Below are 14,091 nucleotides of genomic sequence, written 5' to 3' on the forward strand. Positions count from 1 at the left end.
TTTCACGACCATGGCGGCAATCTCGGTGCCACACCGCGTCATACGTCGATGACGACCTTGCCCAGCACTTTCCGGTCGGCCACATGCCGCAACGCGGCGGCGGTTTCGGCCAGCGGGAATCGCGCCCCGATGTACGGCCGGATCGTGCCGGAGGCGAACATCTCCGACAACTCCCGCATGTCGCGGGCGGCCTCGTCGGGGTGGTCGGTCATGAAGGTGCGGATCTCCATGCCGCGCACGCAGATGTCCTTGAGCAGAACGAGATTGAGCGGGATGGCCGGTATCGTTCCGGCGGCGTAGCCCAGCGTGACGAAGGTGCCGCCACGCGCCAGGCCGCGCAACGCCGGCTCCGCATACGCCCCCCCGACGGGGTCGATGACCACCCGGGCGGCGTCGCCGGTGAGCTCGCGGATGCGCGACTTCAAGTCCTCGCGGTCGTAGTCGACGGTCGCCTGGGCGCCGCGTTGCCGACACAGCTCGAGCTTTTCCGGGCTCGACGCCGCGGCCAGCACCCGGGCCTTCATGGCGACGGCCAGGTCGACCGCGGCCAGCCCGACGCCGCCCGCGGCGCCCAGCACGACGACCCAATCCCCTTCTCTCACTGCCGCGGTCGAGCGCAGCGCGTGATATGCGGTGCGGTAGGTCACGCCGAAGGCCGCGGCCGACGCGAAGTCGGCGTCGTCGGGCATGAGCGCCGCCTGGCTCGCGTCCAGCAGCGCCTGTTCGGCGAATGCCCCGAAGGTGGTCCCGGATACTCGCTGGCCTGGCTTGAACGGCGCGCCTTCACCGGCGGCGATCACCTCGCCGGCGACCTCGTTGCCCGGTATGAACGGCGGCGGAATCTTGACCTGGTACTTGCCGGCGATGAACAGCACGTCGGGGAAATTGACCGCGGCGGCGCGCACCCGCACCAGCAGCTGGCCGGCGGCCGGGACGGGCTCGTCGACGTCCTCGAGGACCAGATCCTCCGGAGTGCCATAGGAACGGCAGACCACGGCGCGCATCAACTGACCCCCAAACCGCGTAGACAGAATTCCACCAGGTGTGCGATGTCGTCGGCCTTCGGCCGGTCGGCCGATCCCACGTAGCGGCGCATGGTCGCCGCGGTGCAGCCGAATACGGTCTCGACGTCGCGCTCGACGTCGCTGCTGCCCAGGGCCGCAACGGGTTCGACGAGCAGATCGCGCAATGGCCGCATCATCTCCTGATCCGCCGCCCGCCAATTCGTGCCGGCCGACATCTGCCCGGCGGCCGCGCGGCTCATGCTGATCAGGTGCGGGTCGGCCACCTGTGCCAGCGTGCCCTCGATCCAGCGCGCCACCTGGTCGCGCGGGTCTTGCTCCTTGGCCATCTGGTGCTCGAGGTAGGACACGACGATGCCCACCCCGCGCTCCATGACGGCCAGGATGAGATCGTCCTTGCCGGCGAAATAGCGGTAGAACGCCTTGTTAGACGAGCCGGCCTCGGCGACGATGTCGCTCACGCGCGGCGGTTCGGGCGCGACCCGTTCCATCACGCGGACAGCGGCGGCCAGGATGCGCTCGACCTCTTCGGTAGCCCCCCGCTGGCGGTCGTCGAGCGCCCGCTCGACCGCCGCGGTCACCCTGCTGCTCACGGCGAATCGGGCAGCGCCGGAACCTGGTCGACGAGGTCGCCGTACTTGGTGCGTGCGGCCTCCCGTCGAATGTCCAGCAGTTCACTGGGCCACTCGGCGTCTTCCGCCTCGTAGTGTTTGAGCAGGAGCCGGGCCAGGTTGACCTTGTGGGCTTCGGTCGGTCCGTCGGCCAGACCGAGCGCCACCCCGCCGAGCAGCACGTTGACCAGCGGTAGTTGGTCGGTGGTGCCCAGCGCGCCATGCACCTGGATCGCGCGCAGCCCAATGGATTTGAGCACCTGGGACGCGAGGATCTTGCAGGCGCCGATCTCGGCGCGGGCGGCGTGCTCCCCGGCGGTGTCGATCAGCCACGCCGCGTGCAGCACGGCCAGCCGGAACGGCATCAGCTCGGTGTAGGAGTCGGCGATGAAAGCCTGCACCAGTTGCTTGTCGGCCAGCGAACTACCCTGCGTGAAGCGGCTTTTCGCGCGGCGGGCCATCATCTCCACCGCGCGTTGGGCCACTCCGATCGACCGCATCGCGTGATGCAGTCGGCCGCCGGCCAGCCGGGTCTGCAGAATCATGAAGCCATGGCCGGGTTCGCCCAGCAGCCCGTCGGCCGGCACCCGGACTCCCTCGTAGTGCACCAGCGAATGCCCTGGTTCGTGCGGTAGAGCGCCGACCAGGTGGTGGGTGGCTTCGATGGTCAGTCCATCGGTTCCGGCCGGCACCAGGAACGTCGAGGCGCCGCGGTGGACCGGCACGTCCGGGTCGGTGATCGCGACGACGATGAAGAACGAGGCGACGGAGGCGTTGGAGGAGAAGTACTTTCGCCCGGTGATCACCCAGTCGTCGCCATCGCGGAAGGCGCGCGTCCGGAAGACCCGCGGATCGGCGCCGCCCTGCGGCTCCGTCATCGAAAAACACGAGAAGATCTCCCCGGACAGCAGCCCGGCGAGGTAGCGGTCCTTTTGCTCCTGCGTTCCGAAGCGGGCGATGATCTCGGCATTGCCGGTGTCGGGCGCCTGCGTGCCGAACACGATCGGCGCCCACGGGCTGCGGCCAAGAATTTCGTTGATCAACGTCAGCTTCACCGCGCCGAAGCCCTGGCCGCCAAGTTCCGGGCCCAGATGCGGCGCCCACAAGCCTTGGTCGCGGACCTGCTGCTTGAGCGGATCGACGATGCGCCGGCGCTGCTCGTTCAGCGGCAGGAACTCGCACCCCGGGAAGAGCACCTCGAGGGGTTCCACCTCTTGGCGCACGAACTCGCGAACCCAGTCGACTTTCTGCTGAAATTCCGGTTCGGTGGAGAAGTCCCAAGACATTCGAATGCTCCTATCTGCTAGGGAAGCCCACCGTCGGCGCGCAAGATGGAGCCGGTGGTGAAACTGGAGGCGTCGGACGCCAAAAAGAGTGCAGCGCCGACGATTTCTGCCGGATCTCCGGCGCGCTGCAGCGCCAGGTGCCCGAACGGCTTGCCCTGGGCCGCCTCGAGGTTCCAGGCCTTGCTCACGTCGGTCAGAAACGGGCCGGCCATCAGCGTGTTGACCCGCACCGACGGTCCGAACGCCTTCGCCAGGGCTTCGGTCATGGCATTGAGCCCGGCCTTGGCGGCGGCGTAGGGGATTATGTCGGGCGTCGGGCGCAGCGACCCCGCCGTGCTCACGTTGATGATGGACCCGCGGCCGGCCGCCACCATCCGCTCGCCGACAAGGGCCGACAACCGGAACGGGCCCTTGAGGTTGAGGTTGACCACCGCGTCGAACAGCTTCTCGGTGACGTCGGTCAGCTTGTCGTACAGCGGTGACATGCCGGCGTTGTTGATCAGCGTGTCGACCTTGCCGAACCGGTCATAGGTCGCCTCGACCAACCCGTCGAGCTGATCCCAGCGCCCGACGTGCACCTGATACGGCATGGCGGAGCGCCCGGTTTCGGCCTCGATTTCCTTGGCCGTGGTCACGCAGTTGTCCATGTTGCGGCTGGCGATCACCACGTCGGCGCCGCAGCGCGCGGCGCCGAACGCCATCTCGCGCCCCAGTCCGCGGCTGCCGCCGGTGATCAGCATGACCCGGTCGGTGAGATCGAAAAGCTGGTCGGCGTAACCCATTTCAGCGACCCGCGCTTGGCAGAGACCGGGCGAGGTCGGCGGCAGTGGCGATCAGCTGCGGGATCATCGCCCCGAAGGCGTCCTTGATCTTGGGGTCGACCTTTCCGGTGCGCACACCCGCAGCGTAGGTCTTTTCCAGCACGATGCCGAGCTTCCAATTGGCCAGCACCAGGTAGTAGTCGATGTTCTCGGTGGAAAGCCCGCTGACGGTCTCGTAGTGTCGCAGCAGCTCGCTTCGGGTGGGCATGCCGGTCATGTCCAGATAGAACCCGTCGGCGCGCGGCTCTTCGCCGTCGTAGCCCAGCAGGCACCACGCCAGATCCAGCAGCGGGTCGCCGACCGTCGTCATCTCCCAGTCCACGATCGCGGCCAGTCGCGCCGGTTCCCCGTGCGCGAACATCACGTTGGCGAACTGGTAGTCGCCATGCATGATGCCCGGCCGGTAATGCGCGGGCCGGTTGTTTCGCAGCCAGTCCGCGGCCTCGTCGAGGCCGGGCAGGTCGCGCACCTTGTAGGCGTCCAGGAAGGTCAGCCAGCGGTCGACCTGCCGCTCGTGGAATCCGTCCGGGCGGCCGAAGCCGTCGAGGCCTTGGGCCCGCCAGTCCACCCGGCCCAACTTGGCCGCGCCCTCGACGAGTTGGAAGGCCAGCCCGCGCCGGGCGTTGAGGTCGGTGTCGAACGGCGGCTGCCAGCCCCCGTCCATCGGGCTCCACCCGTCGATGGCCTGCATGACGTAGAACGGCATGCCGAGCACGGTGCCGGTGTCGTCGGCGGCGATCAGCGCCGCGTGCGGGACGTCGGTGCCGGACAGCGCTCGCACCAGCCGGATTTCGCGCAGCAAGCCGTCGATGCGCGCGGCGTCGGCGCGGGCGCCGGGCATCCGCAGCACCATCCGCTCGCCGCCGCGGTCGAGCAGGTAGAGCGTGTTCTGCGAGCCGCCCTTCAGCTGCTCCAGCCGCGGTTCCTCACCCTTTCCCGGTGCATCGTTCGCATCCAGCCAGCGAGCAAGAACGCCCGCGTCCGGTTGGGCCTGACCTGTCGTTGTCATCCGCACACCCCACTCTCTGTGCGGAGAATAGCATTCTCCAAGCCGGGCGCGGCCTTTCAGTCCGGCTTATGGGCGGTGAGCAGAAACCCGGGTGCGATGAAGTGGCCCTGGTCGTCGCGTTCCAGGTGCGCCAGCGGGCCCTCGGCGGATGCGGGCGCGTTGCCATAAACCTTCGCCGGGCGCAGATCGTCGACCCGCCACAGCGTTGAAACGGCATCGTGCAGCTCGGTTTCGGCGAAGCCGCGCGGCGCGCCTCCGTGATCGGCGTCGCCCAGCGCCCCGGCGGCGAACGCGAGGATGTACAGGGCCGCGCCCGGGGCGGCCGCCCTGAAGATCGACCGCAGATAATCCTGGCGCTTCTCCAGCGGCAGCGCATGGAACAGCCCGCTGTCCAGGATGGTGGAGAAGCGGCCGTCATAGCCGCGGAAGTTCGTGACGTCGGCCTGCGCGAAAGTCGCCGTCGTCAGCCCTCGCTCCGCGGCCGTCACGGCCGCGGCCTCGATCGCGGTCGCGCTGCTGTCCAGGCCGACAACCGTGTAGCCCCGCTCGGCGAGGGCCAGCGACAGGGCGGCGTGGCCGCAGCCGGCGTCCAGCACATCGCCGCGGATCTCGCCTTCGTCGATCAGCACCGCCAGCTCGGGCTGCGGCCGCCCGATGCTCCACGGCGGCGGCGTTTCCTGCCGGTACGCCGCATCCCAATCCATGTTCGGCTCGGTCATTCATCCTCCTCGAGGTTGGCCTTCCCGTGAGCCCTATTTTGCGGGGGCCAGTCTGAATGCTTTGAATGAACACGTCGCGCTGAACCACAGACAGGAACAGACACATGCAATTGCTTCTGGTCCGGCATGCGCTGCCGCTGCGCAGCGAACACGGCGAGGGCTCCGACCCGGACCTGTCGGACGAGGGATTGGCACAGATCGAGCGACTGCCCAAGGCGCTGGACCGGTTTCCCATCTCCCGGGTGGTTAGCAGCCCCCAGCGTCGCGCCATCCAGACGGCCGAACCGGTCGCGGCGGCGCTGGAGCTCTCCGTCGAGATCGACGACCGGTTCGCGGAATATGACCGCGACCTTCCGCTGTACATCCCCGTCGAGCAGATCCGCGAGGAAATGCCCGACGAGTGGGCGCGCCTGGCGCAAGGGCACCTGCCCAGCGCGGTCGACGAGGACGCGTTCCTCGGCCGGGTTCGCGCGGCGGTCGACGACCTCGTCGCCTCCGTCGATCCCGAGGACACCGTCGCGGTGTTCAGCCACGGCGGGGTGATCAACGTCCTGCTGCACCAAATTCTGGGGACTTCCCGGCTGTTGTCGTTTCCCGTCGACTACGCGTCGGTCACCCGGCTGCTGTTCTCGCGATCCGGTCAGGCGACGGTGGCGGGGATCAACGGCGTCGAGCACGTGTGGGACCTGCTGCCCCGAAACCAAAGGTGGTGAGCCACGTCGGCGTCCGGCGGTGGTAAACAAGTCCGGTGACTTCAGCTGACCAACTCGAAGGGCTCGACCTGGCCTCGCTGGACTCCTACCTGCGTTCACTCGGGATCGGACGCGACGGTGAGTTGCGTGCGGACTTCATTTCCGGTGGCCGCTCCAATCTGACGTTCCGCGTCTACGACGACGCGACCAGCTGGCTGGTGCGGCGCCCGCCGCTGCACGGGCTGACCCCGTCCGCGCACGACATGGCCCGCGAATATCGAGTCGTCGCCGCGCTGCGGGACACACCCGTTCCGGTGGCGCGCGCGATCGCGCTGTGCGAGGACGACTCGGTGCTGGGCGCGCCGTTCCAGATCGTCGAGTTCGTGGCCGGCCAGGTGGTGCGCCGCCGCGCCCAGCTGGAAGCCTTCAGCCACACCCTCATCGAGGGCTGCGTCGGCTCGCTGATCCGGGTCCTCGTCGACCTGCACAACGTCGACCCCAAGGCCGTGGGTCTGGCCGATTTCGGCAAGCCCAGCGGTTACCTGGAGCGCCAGGTGCGGCGGTGGGGCTCGCAGTGGGCATTGGTGCGGCTGCCCGACGACCGCCGCGACACCGACGTCGAGCGCCTGCATTCCGGTCTGCAGGAAGCCATTCCCCAGCAAAGCCGCACGTCGATCGTGCACGGCGACTACCGGATCGACAACACCATCCTGGACGCCGACGACCCGACGAAGGTGCGCGCCGTCGTCGACTGGGAGCTGTCCACGCTCGGTGACCCGCTGTCCGACGCGGCCCTGATGTGCGTGTACCGCGACCCCGCGCTGGACTTGATCGTCAATGCGCAGGCCGCCTGGACGTCACCGCTGCTGCCGACGGCCGACGAGCTGGCCGACCGGTATTCGCTGGTCGCCGGTTTGCCGTTGGCGCATTGGGAGTTTTACATGGCGCTGGCCTACTTCAAGCTCGCCATCATCGCCGCCGGCATCGACTTCCGCAGGCGGATGTCGGACCAGGCTCGTGGGATGGACTCCGACCACATGCCGGAGGTTGTGGCGCCGCTGATTTCCCGGGGGCTGGCCGAGCTGGCCAAGCTGCCCGGCTAGCCCTTGGCGGACGCTGCGTGGTGCTTCTTGGCGGCCCGGCGCAGCTGCAGGATTCGCGCGGTGCCGACGGCGACCGTGATCAGGCCGCCGACCACCGCCGCCAGCAGGATGGCCACACCCAGCGGCAGGCTCCAGTGCCAGCCCAAGAACGTAAACGGCGTCGGCGCCGTGTTCTGGGTGATGAAGATCAGCAGCAGAATCAGAATCAGGAAGCCGGCGATCAGCGACGACCACAGCGCACCGGCACGGGTGAACCCGATAGCTGGTTCCCTGGGTGCCGCGACCGGCTTGGGCGCCGCGGGAGGCTTCGGGGGCGGCTGGCTGGGCGAGGCAGGGGTGTGGCTGCTCATAGCGTCATCTTTGTCCCAATCGGCACAGAATGAAACCAAACCGCGCAACCGGCCCTGTTCGTCGCGGCGCGCGGGCGGTTTGGACGTTAGTGTCGGGGATATGAGGATGCCGTCGCGCGCGCACCGCGCGATCATCCAAGCGGCAGTGTGGCTCACGGCGATCGGTGTTCTCGCGGCGTGCAGCAGCTCCGACCCGCTGGGCGCCGAGGTCCGCAGCCCCAAATCCATCGTCGTGGGGTCCGGGGACTTCCCGGAGTCACAGATCATCGCCGAGATATACGCACAAGCGTTGCAGGCCAACGGTTTCCAGGTCGGCCGACGGATGGGGATCGGCAGCCGGGAGACCTATATCCCCGCGCTCAAAGACCACTCCATCGACCTGGTGCCGGAGTACATCGGCAACCTGCTGCTCTACATTGCGCCCGAGTCGACGGTGACCATGCTCGACGCCGTCGAGTTGGAGCTCGACCGTAAGCTCCCGAGCGACCTGGCGATCCTGACGCCGTCGCCGGCGACCGACACCGACACCGTGACCGTGACCGGCGAGACGGCTAATTCGTGGAAACTGAAGACAATCGCCGACCTCGCGGCGCACTCGGCGGGCGTGAGGTTTGGGGCACCCTCGGCGTTCGCGAACCGGCCGGCCGGCCTGCCGGGGCTGCGGCAGAAGTACGGACTCGACATCAGGCCGGGCAACTTCGTTGCCATCAACGACGGCGGCGGCGCGGTCACGGTGCGCGCCCTGTCGGAGGGGAGGGTCAACGCCGCAAACGTTTTCACCACGTCGCCGGCGATCCCGCAGAACCATCTGGTGGTGCTCGAAGACCCGGAGCACAACTTCCTGGCCGGCAACATTGTGCCGCTGGTGAATTCGCTGAAGAAGTCGGACCGGCTCAAGGAGGTGCTGGACGCCGTGTCGGCGAAGCTGACCACTCCCGGGGTGGCCGGACTCAACGCCGCAGTGACGGGGAACTCCGGCATCGATCCCGACCAGGCTGCGCGGAACTGGTTGCGGGACAACGGTTTCAACCATCCGGTCGGCCAATGATCGTCTTCGACGAAGTCAGCAAGGTCTTCGCCGACGGGACCACCGCGGTGGACCGGCTGAGCCTGGCGATCCCGAAGGGGAAGTTGACCGTCTTCGTCGGTTCCTCGGGCAGCGGCAAGACCACGGCGCTACGCATGGTCAATCGCATGATCGAGCCGACGTCCGGCACCATCACCGTCGACGGGGTGGACGTGTCCACCCTCGACCCGGTGCGACTGCGCCTCGGGATCGGCTACGTCATCCAGCATGCCGGCCTGATGCCGCACCTGCGGGTGATCGACAACGTCGCAACGGTTCCGGTGCTGAAAGGGCAGTCCCGTCGGGCGGCGCGCGCCGCCGCCTATGGGGTGCTCGAACGGGTTGGGTTGGACACCAAGCTCGCCACCCGCTACCCCGCGCAGCTGTCCGGCGGTGAGCAACAACGCGTCGGCGTGGCGCGCGCCCTGGCCGCCGACCCACCGATCTTGTTGATGGACGAACCGTTCTCGGCGGTCGACCCGGTGGTCCGCCTCGACCTGCAGAACGAAATCCTGCGTCTGCAAAGCGAATTGCACAAGACGATCGTCTTCGTCACCCACGACATCGACGAGGCGCTCAAACTCGCCGACCAGGTCGCGGTCTTCAGGGCCGGCTCGTTGCAGCAGTACGACGAGCCCGCGCGGCTGCTGTCGCGGCCGGCCAACGATTTCGTGGCGAGGTTCATCGGTCTGGGCCGCGGCTACCGATGGTTGCAGCTCATCGACGCGGCCGGCTTGCCGCTGCACGACGTGCGGCGCATCCCGGCGGACGCCCTCCCCGAGGCCGGCCCGGCGGACGGCTGGGCGGTGGTGGTGGACGGTGCGGGCGCGCCACTGGGCTGGATCGACACCGAAGGCCTGCGCCGGCATCGCGCCGGTGCGTCGTTGTCGGACAGCATGAGCGGCGTCGGCTCGTTGTTTCATCCCCGCGGGAATCTCAGCCAGGCGCTCGACGCGGCGCTGTCGTCGCCGTCGGGGGTGGGCGTCGCCGTCGACGACGGCGGCAGGGTCATCGGCGGTGTGCTGGCCGGCGACGTGCTGGCCGCGGCGGAAGCCCGACGGCGGGAGTGACGGATGCACTACCTGCTCACCCACCTCGACGACGCCTGGGCGCTGACCGTCGTCCATCTGCGGCTGTCGCTGGTGCCGGTGCTGATCGGGTTGGCGGTCGCCGTCCCGCTGGGCGCGGCGGTGCAACGCGCGCCGGTTGCCCGCCGGCTGACCACGGCGACCGCGAGCGTCGTGTTCACCATCCCGTCGCTGGCGCTGTTCGTCGTCCTACCGATGATCATCGGGACCCGCATCCTCGACGAGGCGAACGTCATGGTGGCGCTGACGGCTTACACCGCGGCGCTGCTGGTACGCGCGGTCCTCGAGGCGCTGGACGCGGTGTCGGCCCAGGTGCGCGACGCCGCCACCGCCGTCGGCTACCCGCCGATCACCCGCATACTGAAAGTCGAACTGCCGCTGTCCATTCCAGTGCTGGTGGCCGGGTTGCGGGTGGTGGTCGTCACCAACATCGCGATGGTATCGGTGGGCTCGGTGATCGGGATCGGCGGCCTGGGCACCTGGTTCACCGAGGGCTACCAGACAAACAAGAGTGACCAGATCCTGGCCGGCATCATCGCGCTCTTCCTGCTGGCGATCGTCATCGACGCGCTGATCGTGGTGGGCGGCCGGCTCATCACGCCGTGGGAACGCACCGCGCGGGCGCCGCGCCGGCGGTCGGTGGTGGCCCCGATCGTGGGTGGCGCGCGATGAATTTTGTGCAGCGGGCCATCTCCTACCTGTTGACCGCCGACAACTGGACCGGGCCGGTCGGGCTCGCGGCGCGCGTCTTGGAGCATCTCGAGTACACCGCCGTCGCGGTGGGCGCCTCGGCCCTGATCGCCATCCCCGCCGGGCTCATCATCGGGCACACCGGCCGCGGCACGCTGCTGGTGGTGGGCGCGGTCAACGGGTTGCGCGCATTGCCGACGCTGGGCGTGCTGCTGCTCGGGACGCTGCTGTTCGGGCTGGGCATGGGGCCGCCGCTGGTCGCCCTGATGCTGCTGGGTGTCCCGGCGCTGCTGGCGGGCACCTACGCGGGAATCGCCAACGTCGAGCCGACCGTGGTGGACGCCGCCCGCGCGATGGGCATGACGGAGGCCCAGGTGCTGCGGGTGGAGGCGCGAAACGCGCTGCCGTTGATCCTGGGCGGGTTGCGCAGCGCGACGCTGCAAGTGGTCGCCACCGCGACGGTGGCGGCATACGCCAGCCTGGGTGGGTTGGGCAGATACCTGATCGACGGCATCAAGGAGCGCGAGTTTCACCTTGCCCTGGTCGGCGCCTTGATGGTGGCTGCATTGGCGCTGGCGCTCGACGGGCTATTGGCGTTGACGGTGTGGGCGTCGGTGCCGGGCACCGGCCGGCCGCGCAGGGTGGTCGGCGGACGCGAGCACCGGGCAGGTACACCACGGTTCGCGGGCAGGATTTACGGTAGATGAGTGAACGCAGATTCCTCTGATTCGACTCGGCGCGTGTGGCAGGCGATGCTCACCTGGCGTGCACAGGACGTATCGCGGATGGAATCGGTACGAATCCAGGTGTCCGGCAAGAGGATCAAGGCCAATGGCCGCATCGTCGCGGCCGCCACCGCTACCAACCCGGCGTTCGGCGCGTACTACGACCTGCAGACCGACGAGACCGGCGCCACCAAGCGGCTCGGGATGACCGTCACGCTGGCCGAACGCGAACGCGTGGTGTCCATCGCCCGTGACGAAGAGAACATGTGGCTGGTCACCGACCATCAGGGCGAGCACCGCGCGGCGTACAACGGCGCGCTCGACTGCGACGTGGTGTTCAGCCCCTTCTTCAACGCATTGCCCATCCGGCGGCTCGGCCTGCACGAGCGGGCGGACTCGGTCACGTTGCCGGTCGTCTACGTCAACCTGCCTGACATGTCCATCACCCCGGACCTCGTGAGCTACACCAGCTCGGGCGGCCTCGACGGCATCAAGCTGCGCTCGCCGGTCGCCGACACCATCGTCAGTGTCGACGAAGAGGGATTCATCGTCGACTATCCAGGGTTGGCAGAGCGGATCTGATCACTGCGCCCGCCCGGCCGCCGGCGGCCAATTCCTCGCGCCAGTTCTCGCCGCCGATGACGACGTGGAAGATGTCGGAACGCGGGAAGTTGTCGTAACGCGTGCGGGCGGCGTGGCCGGCCTCGACGAGTTCGGCCACCGTATTGTTCGTGACCAGCGACTCGCGGGCTCGGCTCAGTAGCTCGATGACCCGGTCGGCCGCCGGCACCAGCTGGGAGGCGTTGCTCTCACACATCGCCCGCACCAGGTCCGGGGCGGTGGCCGCCACCCGCGTCCCGTCGCGGAACGATCCGGCGGCCAGCGCGAAGGCCAGCGGGACTTCCCCGGCGATGACCGCCAGCGCCTCGGCGAGCAGGTGCGGCAGGTGCGAGATGGCGGCCGCCGCGGCGTCGTGGTCGTCGGACTTGGCCGGCACCACCACCGCGCCGCAGTCCAGCGCCAGCGTCATCACCATCGACCACACCCGGGGGTCGACGTGGTCGTCCACGCTGACCACCCACGGCGCCCTGGTGAACAGGCCGGGGTGGCCGGCGGCCCAACCCGAATGGGCGGTGCCCGTCATCGGGTGGCCGCCGACGAAATGCTCCTGCAGACCGGCCGCGACGACTTCGTCGAGCACCGCCCGTTTGACGCTGGTGACGTCGGTCAACGGGCAGGCCGGGGCCAGTTCGCCGACATGGGCGAGCATGCCGGCCATTGCCGGCATGGGTACCGCAAGGACGATCAGTGCGCCGGTGTCGGCCGCGCGGGTCAGCGTTGCGGTCAGGTCGGTGGTCGCGTCGAAACCGTCGGCGGTGGCTCCCTGTGCGCCCTCCACCGACCGGTTGTAGCCGAAGACTTCCCGGCCTGCCGCAGTGGCGGCGCGCATTATCGAGCCCCCGATCAGCCCCAGCCCGAGCACGCATACCGGTGTTCCAGAAACAGGGCTAGCCACAGACCAAGGTTGGCACAATCCGGCGGCGGCGGTGCGTCCGGCTGCCGGCGCGCCTCTGCGTTCGTGCGCGCTCCATCTGGTCAGGGTCCTGGTCAGCGACTACCGTAAGCGCCCATGGGAGCACAACGGGCCCCAGCCCAAGGCCTGTCCGCCGAACTGCCGGACGGTTTCGGCGTCGCGGTCGTGCGCGAAGAGGGCCAGTGGCGGTGTTCACCAATGGCCCGTAAATCACTGCTGAGCCTCAAGGCAGCCGAGACGGAACTGCGGGAATTGCGCAGCGCCGGCGCCGTGTTCGGGCTGCTCGACGTGGATGATGAGTTCTTCGTGATCGTGCGCCCCGCGCCGTCGGGGACCCGGCTGCTGCTGTCGGACGCCACCGCCGCGCTGGACTACGACATCGCCGCCGAAGTGCTGGACAAGCTGGATGCCGACATCGACCCCGAGGACCTGGAGGATTCCGACCCGTTCGAGGAGGGCGACCTTGGTTTGCTGTCCGACATCGGGCTTCCCGAGGCGGTGCTGGGCGTCATCCTCGACGAGGCCGACCTGTACGCGGACGAGCAGCTCGGCCGCATCGCCCGGGAAATGGGCTTTGCCGACCAGCTGTCGGCCGTGATCGACCGCATCGGTCGGTGATCCCAAGCGCCGGCGGTGGGGGCACCCGCGCTTGCGGGGGACCGGGCGCTGCGGCTCGCCGCCATCAGGCTCGGTCGGTGATACCTGACGAAGACCTGATCCGTGCCGCGTTGTCGGTCGCCGCGACGGCGGGTCCCCGCGACGTGCCCATCGGCGCGGTGGTCGTCGGCGCCGATGGAACCGAACTGGCCCGCGCGGTCAATGCTCGGGAAGCCCTGGGGGATCCCACGGCGCACGCCGAGATCCTGGCGCTGCGCGCGGCGGCCGGTGCACTAGGCGACGGCTGGCGACTGGAGGGCGCCACACTGGCAGTCACGGTCGAACCGTGCACCATGTGCGCCGGCGCGCTGGTCTTGGCCCGCGTCGGCCGGCTGGTGTTCGGCGCGTGGGAACCCAAGACGGGAGCGGTCGGATCGCTGTGGGACGTGGTCCGCGATCGGCGGCTCAACCATCGGCCGGAAGTGCGCGGCGGCGTGCTCGCCCAAGAGTGCGCCGCGCCGCTGGAAGCGTTCTTCGCGCGCCAGCGATTGGGGTGAGGGGCCGAGGGTTGGGTAAGCTGCTCCGCGGTGGCGTGTCCGAGCGGCCTAAGGAGCACGCCTCGAAAGCGTGTGACGGCTAACACCGTCCGAGGGTTCAAATCCCTCCGCCACCGCCAACGCCATTAAGGCGCGTTCAGCAGATTAGACGGTATGACGAGGCTGGGGCCTCGCACACATGTGAACGTGGGTTGCCGACAGGGTGGTCCTGGCCGGTAGAG

Annotated in this window: 16 protein-coding genes, 1 tRNA gene and 1 pseudogene; 10 read left to right on the top strand and 8 right to left on the bottom strand. The window is 68.8% G+C overall.

Annotated features, from left to right (window positions below; translation table 11 throughout):
- Positions 1-38 precede the first annotated feature (38 nt).
- From AWC17_RS23520 to AWC17_RS23545, 6 genes are read right to left on the bottom strand one after another with little or no spacing between them, the layout of a single operon-like run.
- Positions 39-1,004 (bottom strand): NADPH:quinone oxidoreductase family protein, encoded by a 966-nt coding sequence (locus AWC17_RS23520; RefSeq protein ID WP_046185292.1) that lies wholly within the window; start codon positions 1,002-1,004, stop codon positions 39-41.
- Positions 1,004-1,615 (bottom strand): TetR/AcrR family transcriptional regulator, encoded by a 612-nt coding sequence (locus AWC17_RS23525; protein ID WP_046185291.1) that lies wholly within the window; start codon positions 1,613-1,615, stop codon positions 1,004-1,006. The genes AWC17_RS23520 and AWC17_RS23525 overlap by 1 nt, the downstream gene beginning before the upstream one ends.
- The gene (locus AWC17_RS23530) at positions 1,612-2,919 is read right to left on the bottom strand and encodes an acyl-CoA dehydrogenase family protein (RefSeq protein ID WP_046185290.1); all 1,308 of its coding nucleotides are present in this window, start codon (positions 2,917-2,919) and stop codon (positions 1,612-1,614) included. The genes AWC17_RS23525 and AWC17_RS23530 overlap by 4 nt, the downstream gene beginning before the upstream one ends.
- A 17-nt stretch (positions 2,920-2,936) precedes the next feature.
- Positions 2,937-3,701: an SDR family NAD(P)-dependent oxidoreductase gene (locus AWC17_RS23535; RefSeq protein ID WP_046185289.1), complete on the bottom strand. Its 765-nt coding sequence runs from the start codon at positions 3,699-3,701 to the stop codon at positions 2,937-2,939.
- 1 nt (position 3,702) lies between these two features.
- A complete protein-coding gene (locus AWC17_RS23540; protein WP_046185288.1) occupies positions 3,703-4,749 on the bottom strand; it encodes a phosphotransferase family protein in 1,047 nt (348 codons plus the stop codon).
- 56 nt (positions 4,750-4,805) lie between these two features.
- Positions 4,806-5,468 (bottom strand): class I SAM-dependent methyltransferase, encoded by a 663-nt coding sequence (locus AWC17_RS23545; RefSeq protein WP_047322871.1) that lies wholly within the window; start codon positions 5,466-5,468, stop codon positions 4,806-4,808.
- A 104-nt stretch (positions 5,469-5,572) separates the two neighbouring features.
- Between AWC17_RS23545 and AWC17_RS23550 the strand changes: the two genes are divergently transcribed.
- Entirely contained in the window at positions 5,573-6,181 is a 609-nt protein-coding gene (locus tag AWC17_RS23550; protein ID WP_046186086.1) for a histidine phosphatase family protein, read from the top strand.
- Positions 6,182-6,216: 35 nt separating this feature from the next.
- The gene (locus AWC17_RS23555; protein WP_046186087.1) at positions 6,217-7,263 is read left to right on the top strand and encodes a phosphotransferase family protein; all 1,047 of its coding nucleotides are present in this window, start codon (positions 6,217-6,219) and stop codon (positions 7,261-7,263) included.
- Here the strand turns inward: AWC17_RS23555 and AWC17_RS23560 are convergent.
- Positions 7,260-7,613 carry a LapA family protein gene (locus AWC17_RS23560; protein WP_046186088.1) on the bottom strand — a complete coding sequence of 118 codons (354 nt, stop codon included), beginning with the start codon at positions 7,611-7,613 and terminating at the stop codon, positions 7,260-7,262. The two genes, AWC17_RS23555 and AWC17_RS23560, sit on opposite strands and share 4 nt — an antisense overlap.
- Before the next feature lie 100 nt (positions 7,614-7,713).
- Here AWC17_RS23560 and AWC17_RS23565 point away from each other — a divergent pair, with 100 nt between their 5' ends.
- From AWC17_RS23565 to AWC17_RS23585, 5 genes and pseudogenes are all read left to right on the top strand, one after another.
- Positions 7,714-8,661: an ABC transporter substrate-binding protein gene (locus AWC17_RS23565; RefSeq protein ID WP_046186089.1), complete on the top strand. Its 948-nt coding sequence runs from the start codon at positions 7,714-7,716 to the stop codon at positions 8,659-8,661.
- A pseudogene (locus AWC17_RS23570) lies at positions 8,658-9,795 on the top strand (ABC transporter ATP-binding protein). The gene AWC17_RS23565 and the pseudogene AWC17_RS23570 overlap by 4 nt, the downstream one beginning before the upstream one ends.
- Positions 9,753-10,439 (top strand): ABC transporter permease, encoded by a 687-nt coding sequence (locus AWC17_RS23575; protein WP_046186091.1) that lies wholly within the window; start codon positions 9,753-9,755, stop codon positions 10,437-10,439. The pseudogene AWC17_RS23570 and the gene AWC17_RS23575 overlap by 43 nt, the downstream one beginning before the upstream one ends.
- Complete coding sequence (locus tag AWC17_RS23580) at positions 10,436-11,164, top strand: ABC transporter permease (RefSeq protein WP_046186093.1); 729 nt, start codon at positions 10,436-10,438, stop codon at positions 11,162-11,164. Before AWC17_RS23575 ends, AWC17_RS23580 begins: the two co-directional genes overlap by 4 nt.
- Complete coding sequence (locus AWC17_RS23585) at positions 11,165-11,764, top strand: putative glycolipid-binding domain-containing protein (RefSeq protein WP_046186092.1); 600 nt, start codon at positions 11,165-11,167, stop codon at positions 11,762-11,764.
- Here the strand turns inward: AWC17_RS23585 and AWC17_RS23590 are convergent.
- The gene (locus tag AWC17_RS23590) at positions 11,727-12,665 is read right to left on the bottom strand and encodes a prephenate dehydrogenase (RefSeq protein ID WP_047322872.1); all 939 of its coding nucleotides are present in this window, start codon (positions 12,663-12,665) and stop codon (positions 11,727-11,729) included. The two genes, AWC17_RS23585 and AWC17_RS23590, sit on opposite strands and share 38 nt — an antisense overlap.
- Positions 12,666-12,812: 147 nt before the next feature.
- Here AWC17_RS23590 and AWC17_RS23595 point away from each other — a divergent pair, with 147 nt between their 5' ends.
- From AWC17_RS23595 to AWC17_RS23605, 3 genes are all read left to right on the top strand, one after another.
- Positions 12,813-13,334: a tRNA adenosine deaminase-associated protein gene (locus tag AWC17_RS23595; RefSeq protein ID WP_046183759.1), complete on the top strand. Its 522-nt coding sequence runs from the start codon at positions 12,813-12,815 to the stop codon at positions 13,332-13,334.
- Between the two features lie 77 nt (positions 13,335-13,411).
- Positions 13,412-13,870 (top strand): nucleoside deaminase, encoded by a 459-nt coding sequence (locus tag AWC17_RS23600; RefSeq protein WP_046183760.1) that lies wholly within the window; start codon positions 13,412-13,414, stop codon positions 13,868-13,870.
- Positions 13,871-13,899: 29 nt separating this feature from the next.
- A tRNA-Ser gene (locus tag AWC17_RS23605) sits at positions 13,900-13,989 on the top strand.
- Positions 13,990-14,091 lie beyond the last annotated feature (102 nt).

The organism is Mycobacterium nebraskense (genome assembly GCF_002102255.1).
Taxonomy (GTDB): Bacteria; Actinomycetota; Actinomycetes; order Mycobacteriales; family Mycobacteriaceae; genus Mycobacterium; species Mycobacterium nebraskense.

Bases quoted from the DNA above. Each gene is read 5' to 3' on its own strand.
- AWC17_RS23520 (WP_046185292.1), bottom strand. From the start codon at position 1,004: ATGCGCGCCGTGGTCTGCCGTTCCTATGGCACTCCGGAGGATCTGGTC.
- AWC17_RS23530 (WP_046185290.1), bottom strand. From the start codon at position 2,919: ATGTCTTGGGACTTCTCCACCGAACCGGAATTTCAGCAGAAAGTCGAC.
- AWC17_RS23535 (WP_046185289.1), bottom strand. From the start codon at position 3,701: ATGGGTTACGCCGACCAGCTTTTCGATCTCACCGACCGGGTCATGCTG.
- AWC17_RS23540 (WP_046185288.1), bottom strand. From the start codon at position 4,749: ATGACAACGACAGGTCAGGCCCAACCGGACGCGGGCGTTCTTGCTCGC.
- AWC17_RS23545 (WP_047322871.1), bottom strand. From the start codon at position 5,468: ATGACCGAGCCGAACATGGATTGGGATGCGGCGTACCGGCAGGAAACG.
- AWC17_RS23550 (WP_046186086.1), top strand. From the start codon at position 5,573: ATGCAATTGCTTCTGGTCCGGCATGCGCTGCCGCTGCGCAGCGAACAC.
- AWC17_RS23560 (WP_046186088.1), bottom strand. From the start codon at position 7,613: ATGAGCAGCCACACCCCTGCCTCGCCCAGCCAGCCGCCCCCGAAGCCT.
- AWC17_RS23565 (WP_046186089.1), top strand. From the start codon at position 7,714: ATGAGGATGCCGTCGCGCGCGCACCGCGCGATCATCCAAGCGGCAGTG.
- AWC17_RS23575 (WP_046186091.1), top strand. From the start codon at position 9,753: ATGCACTACCTGCTCACCCACCTCGACGACGCCTGGGCGCTGACCGTC.
- AWC17_RS23580 (WP_046186093.1), top strand. From the start codon at position 10,436: ATGAATTTTGTGCAGCGGGCCATCTCCTACCTGTTGACCGCCGACAAC.
- AWC17_RS23595 (WP_046183759.1), top strand. From the start codon at position 12,813: ATGGGAGCACAACGGGCCCCAGCCCAAGGCCTGTCCGCCGAACTGCCG.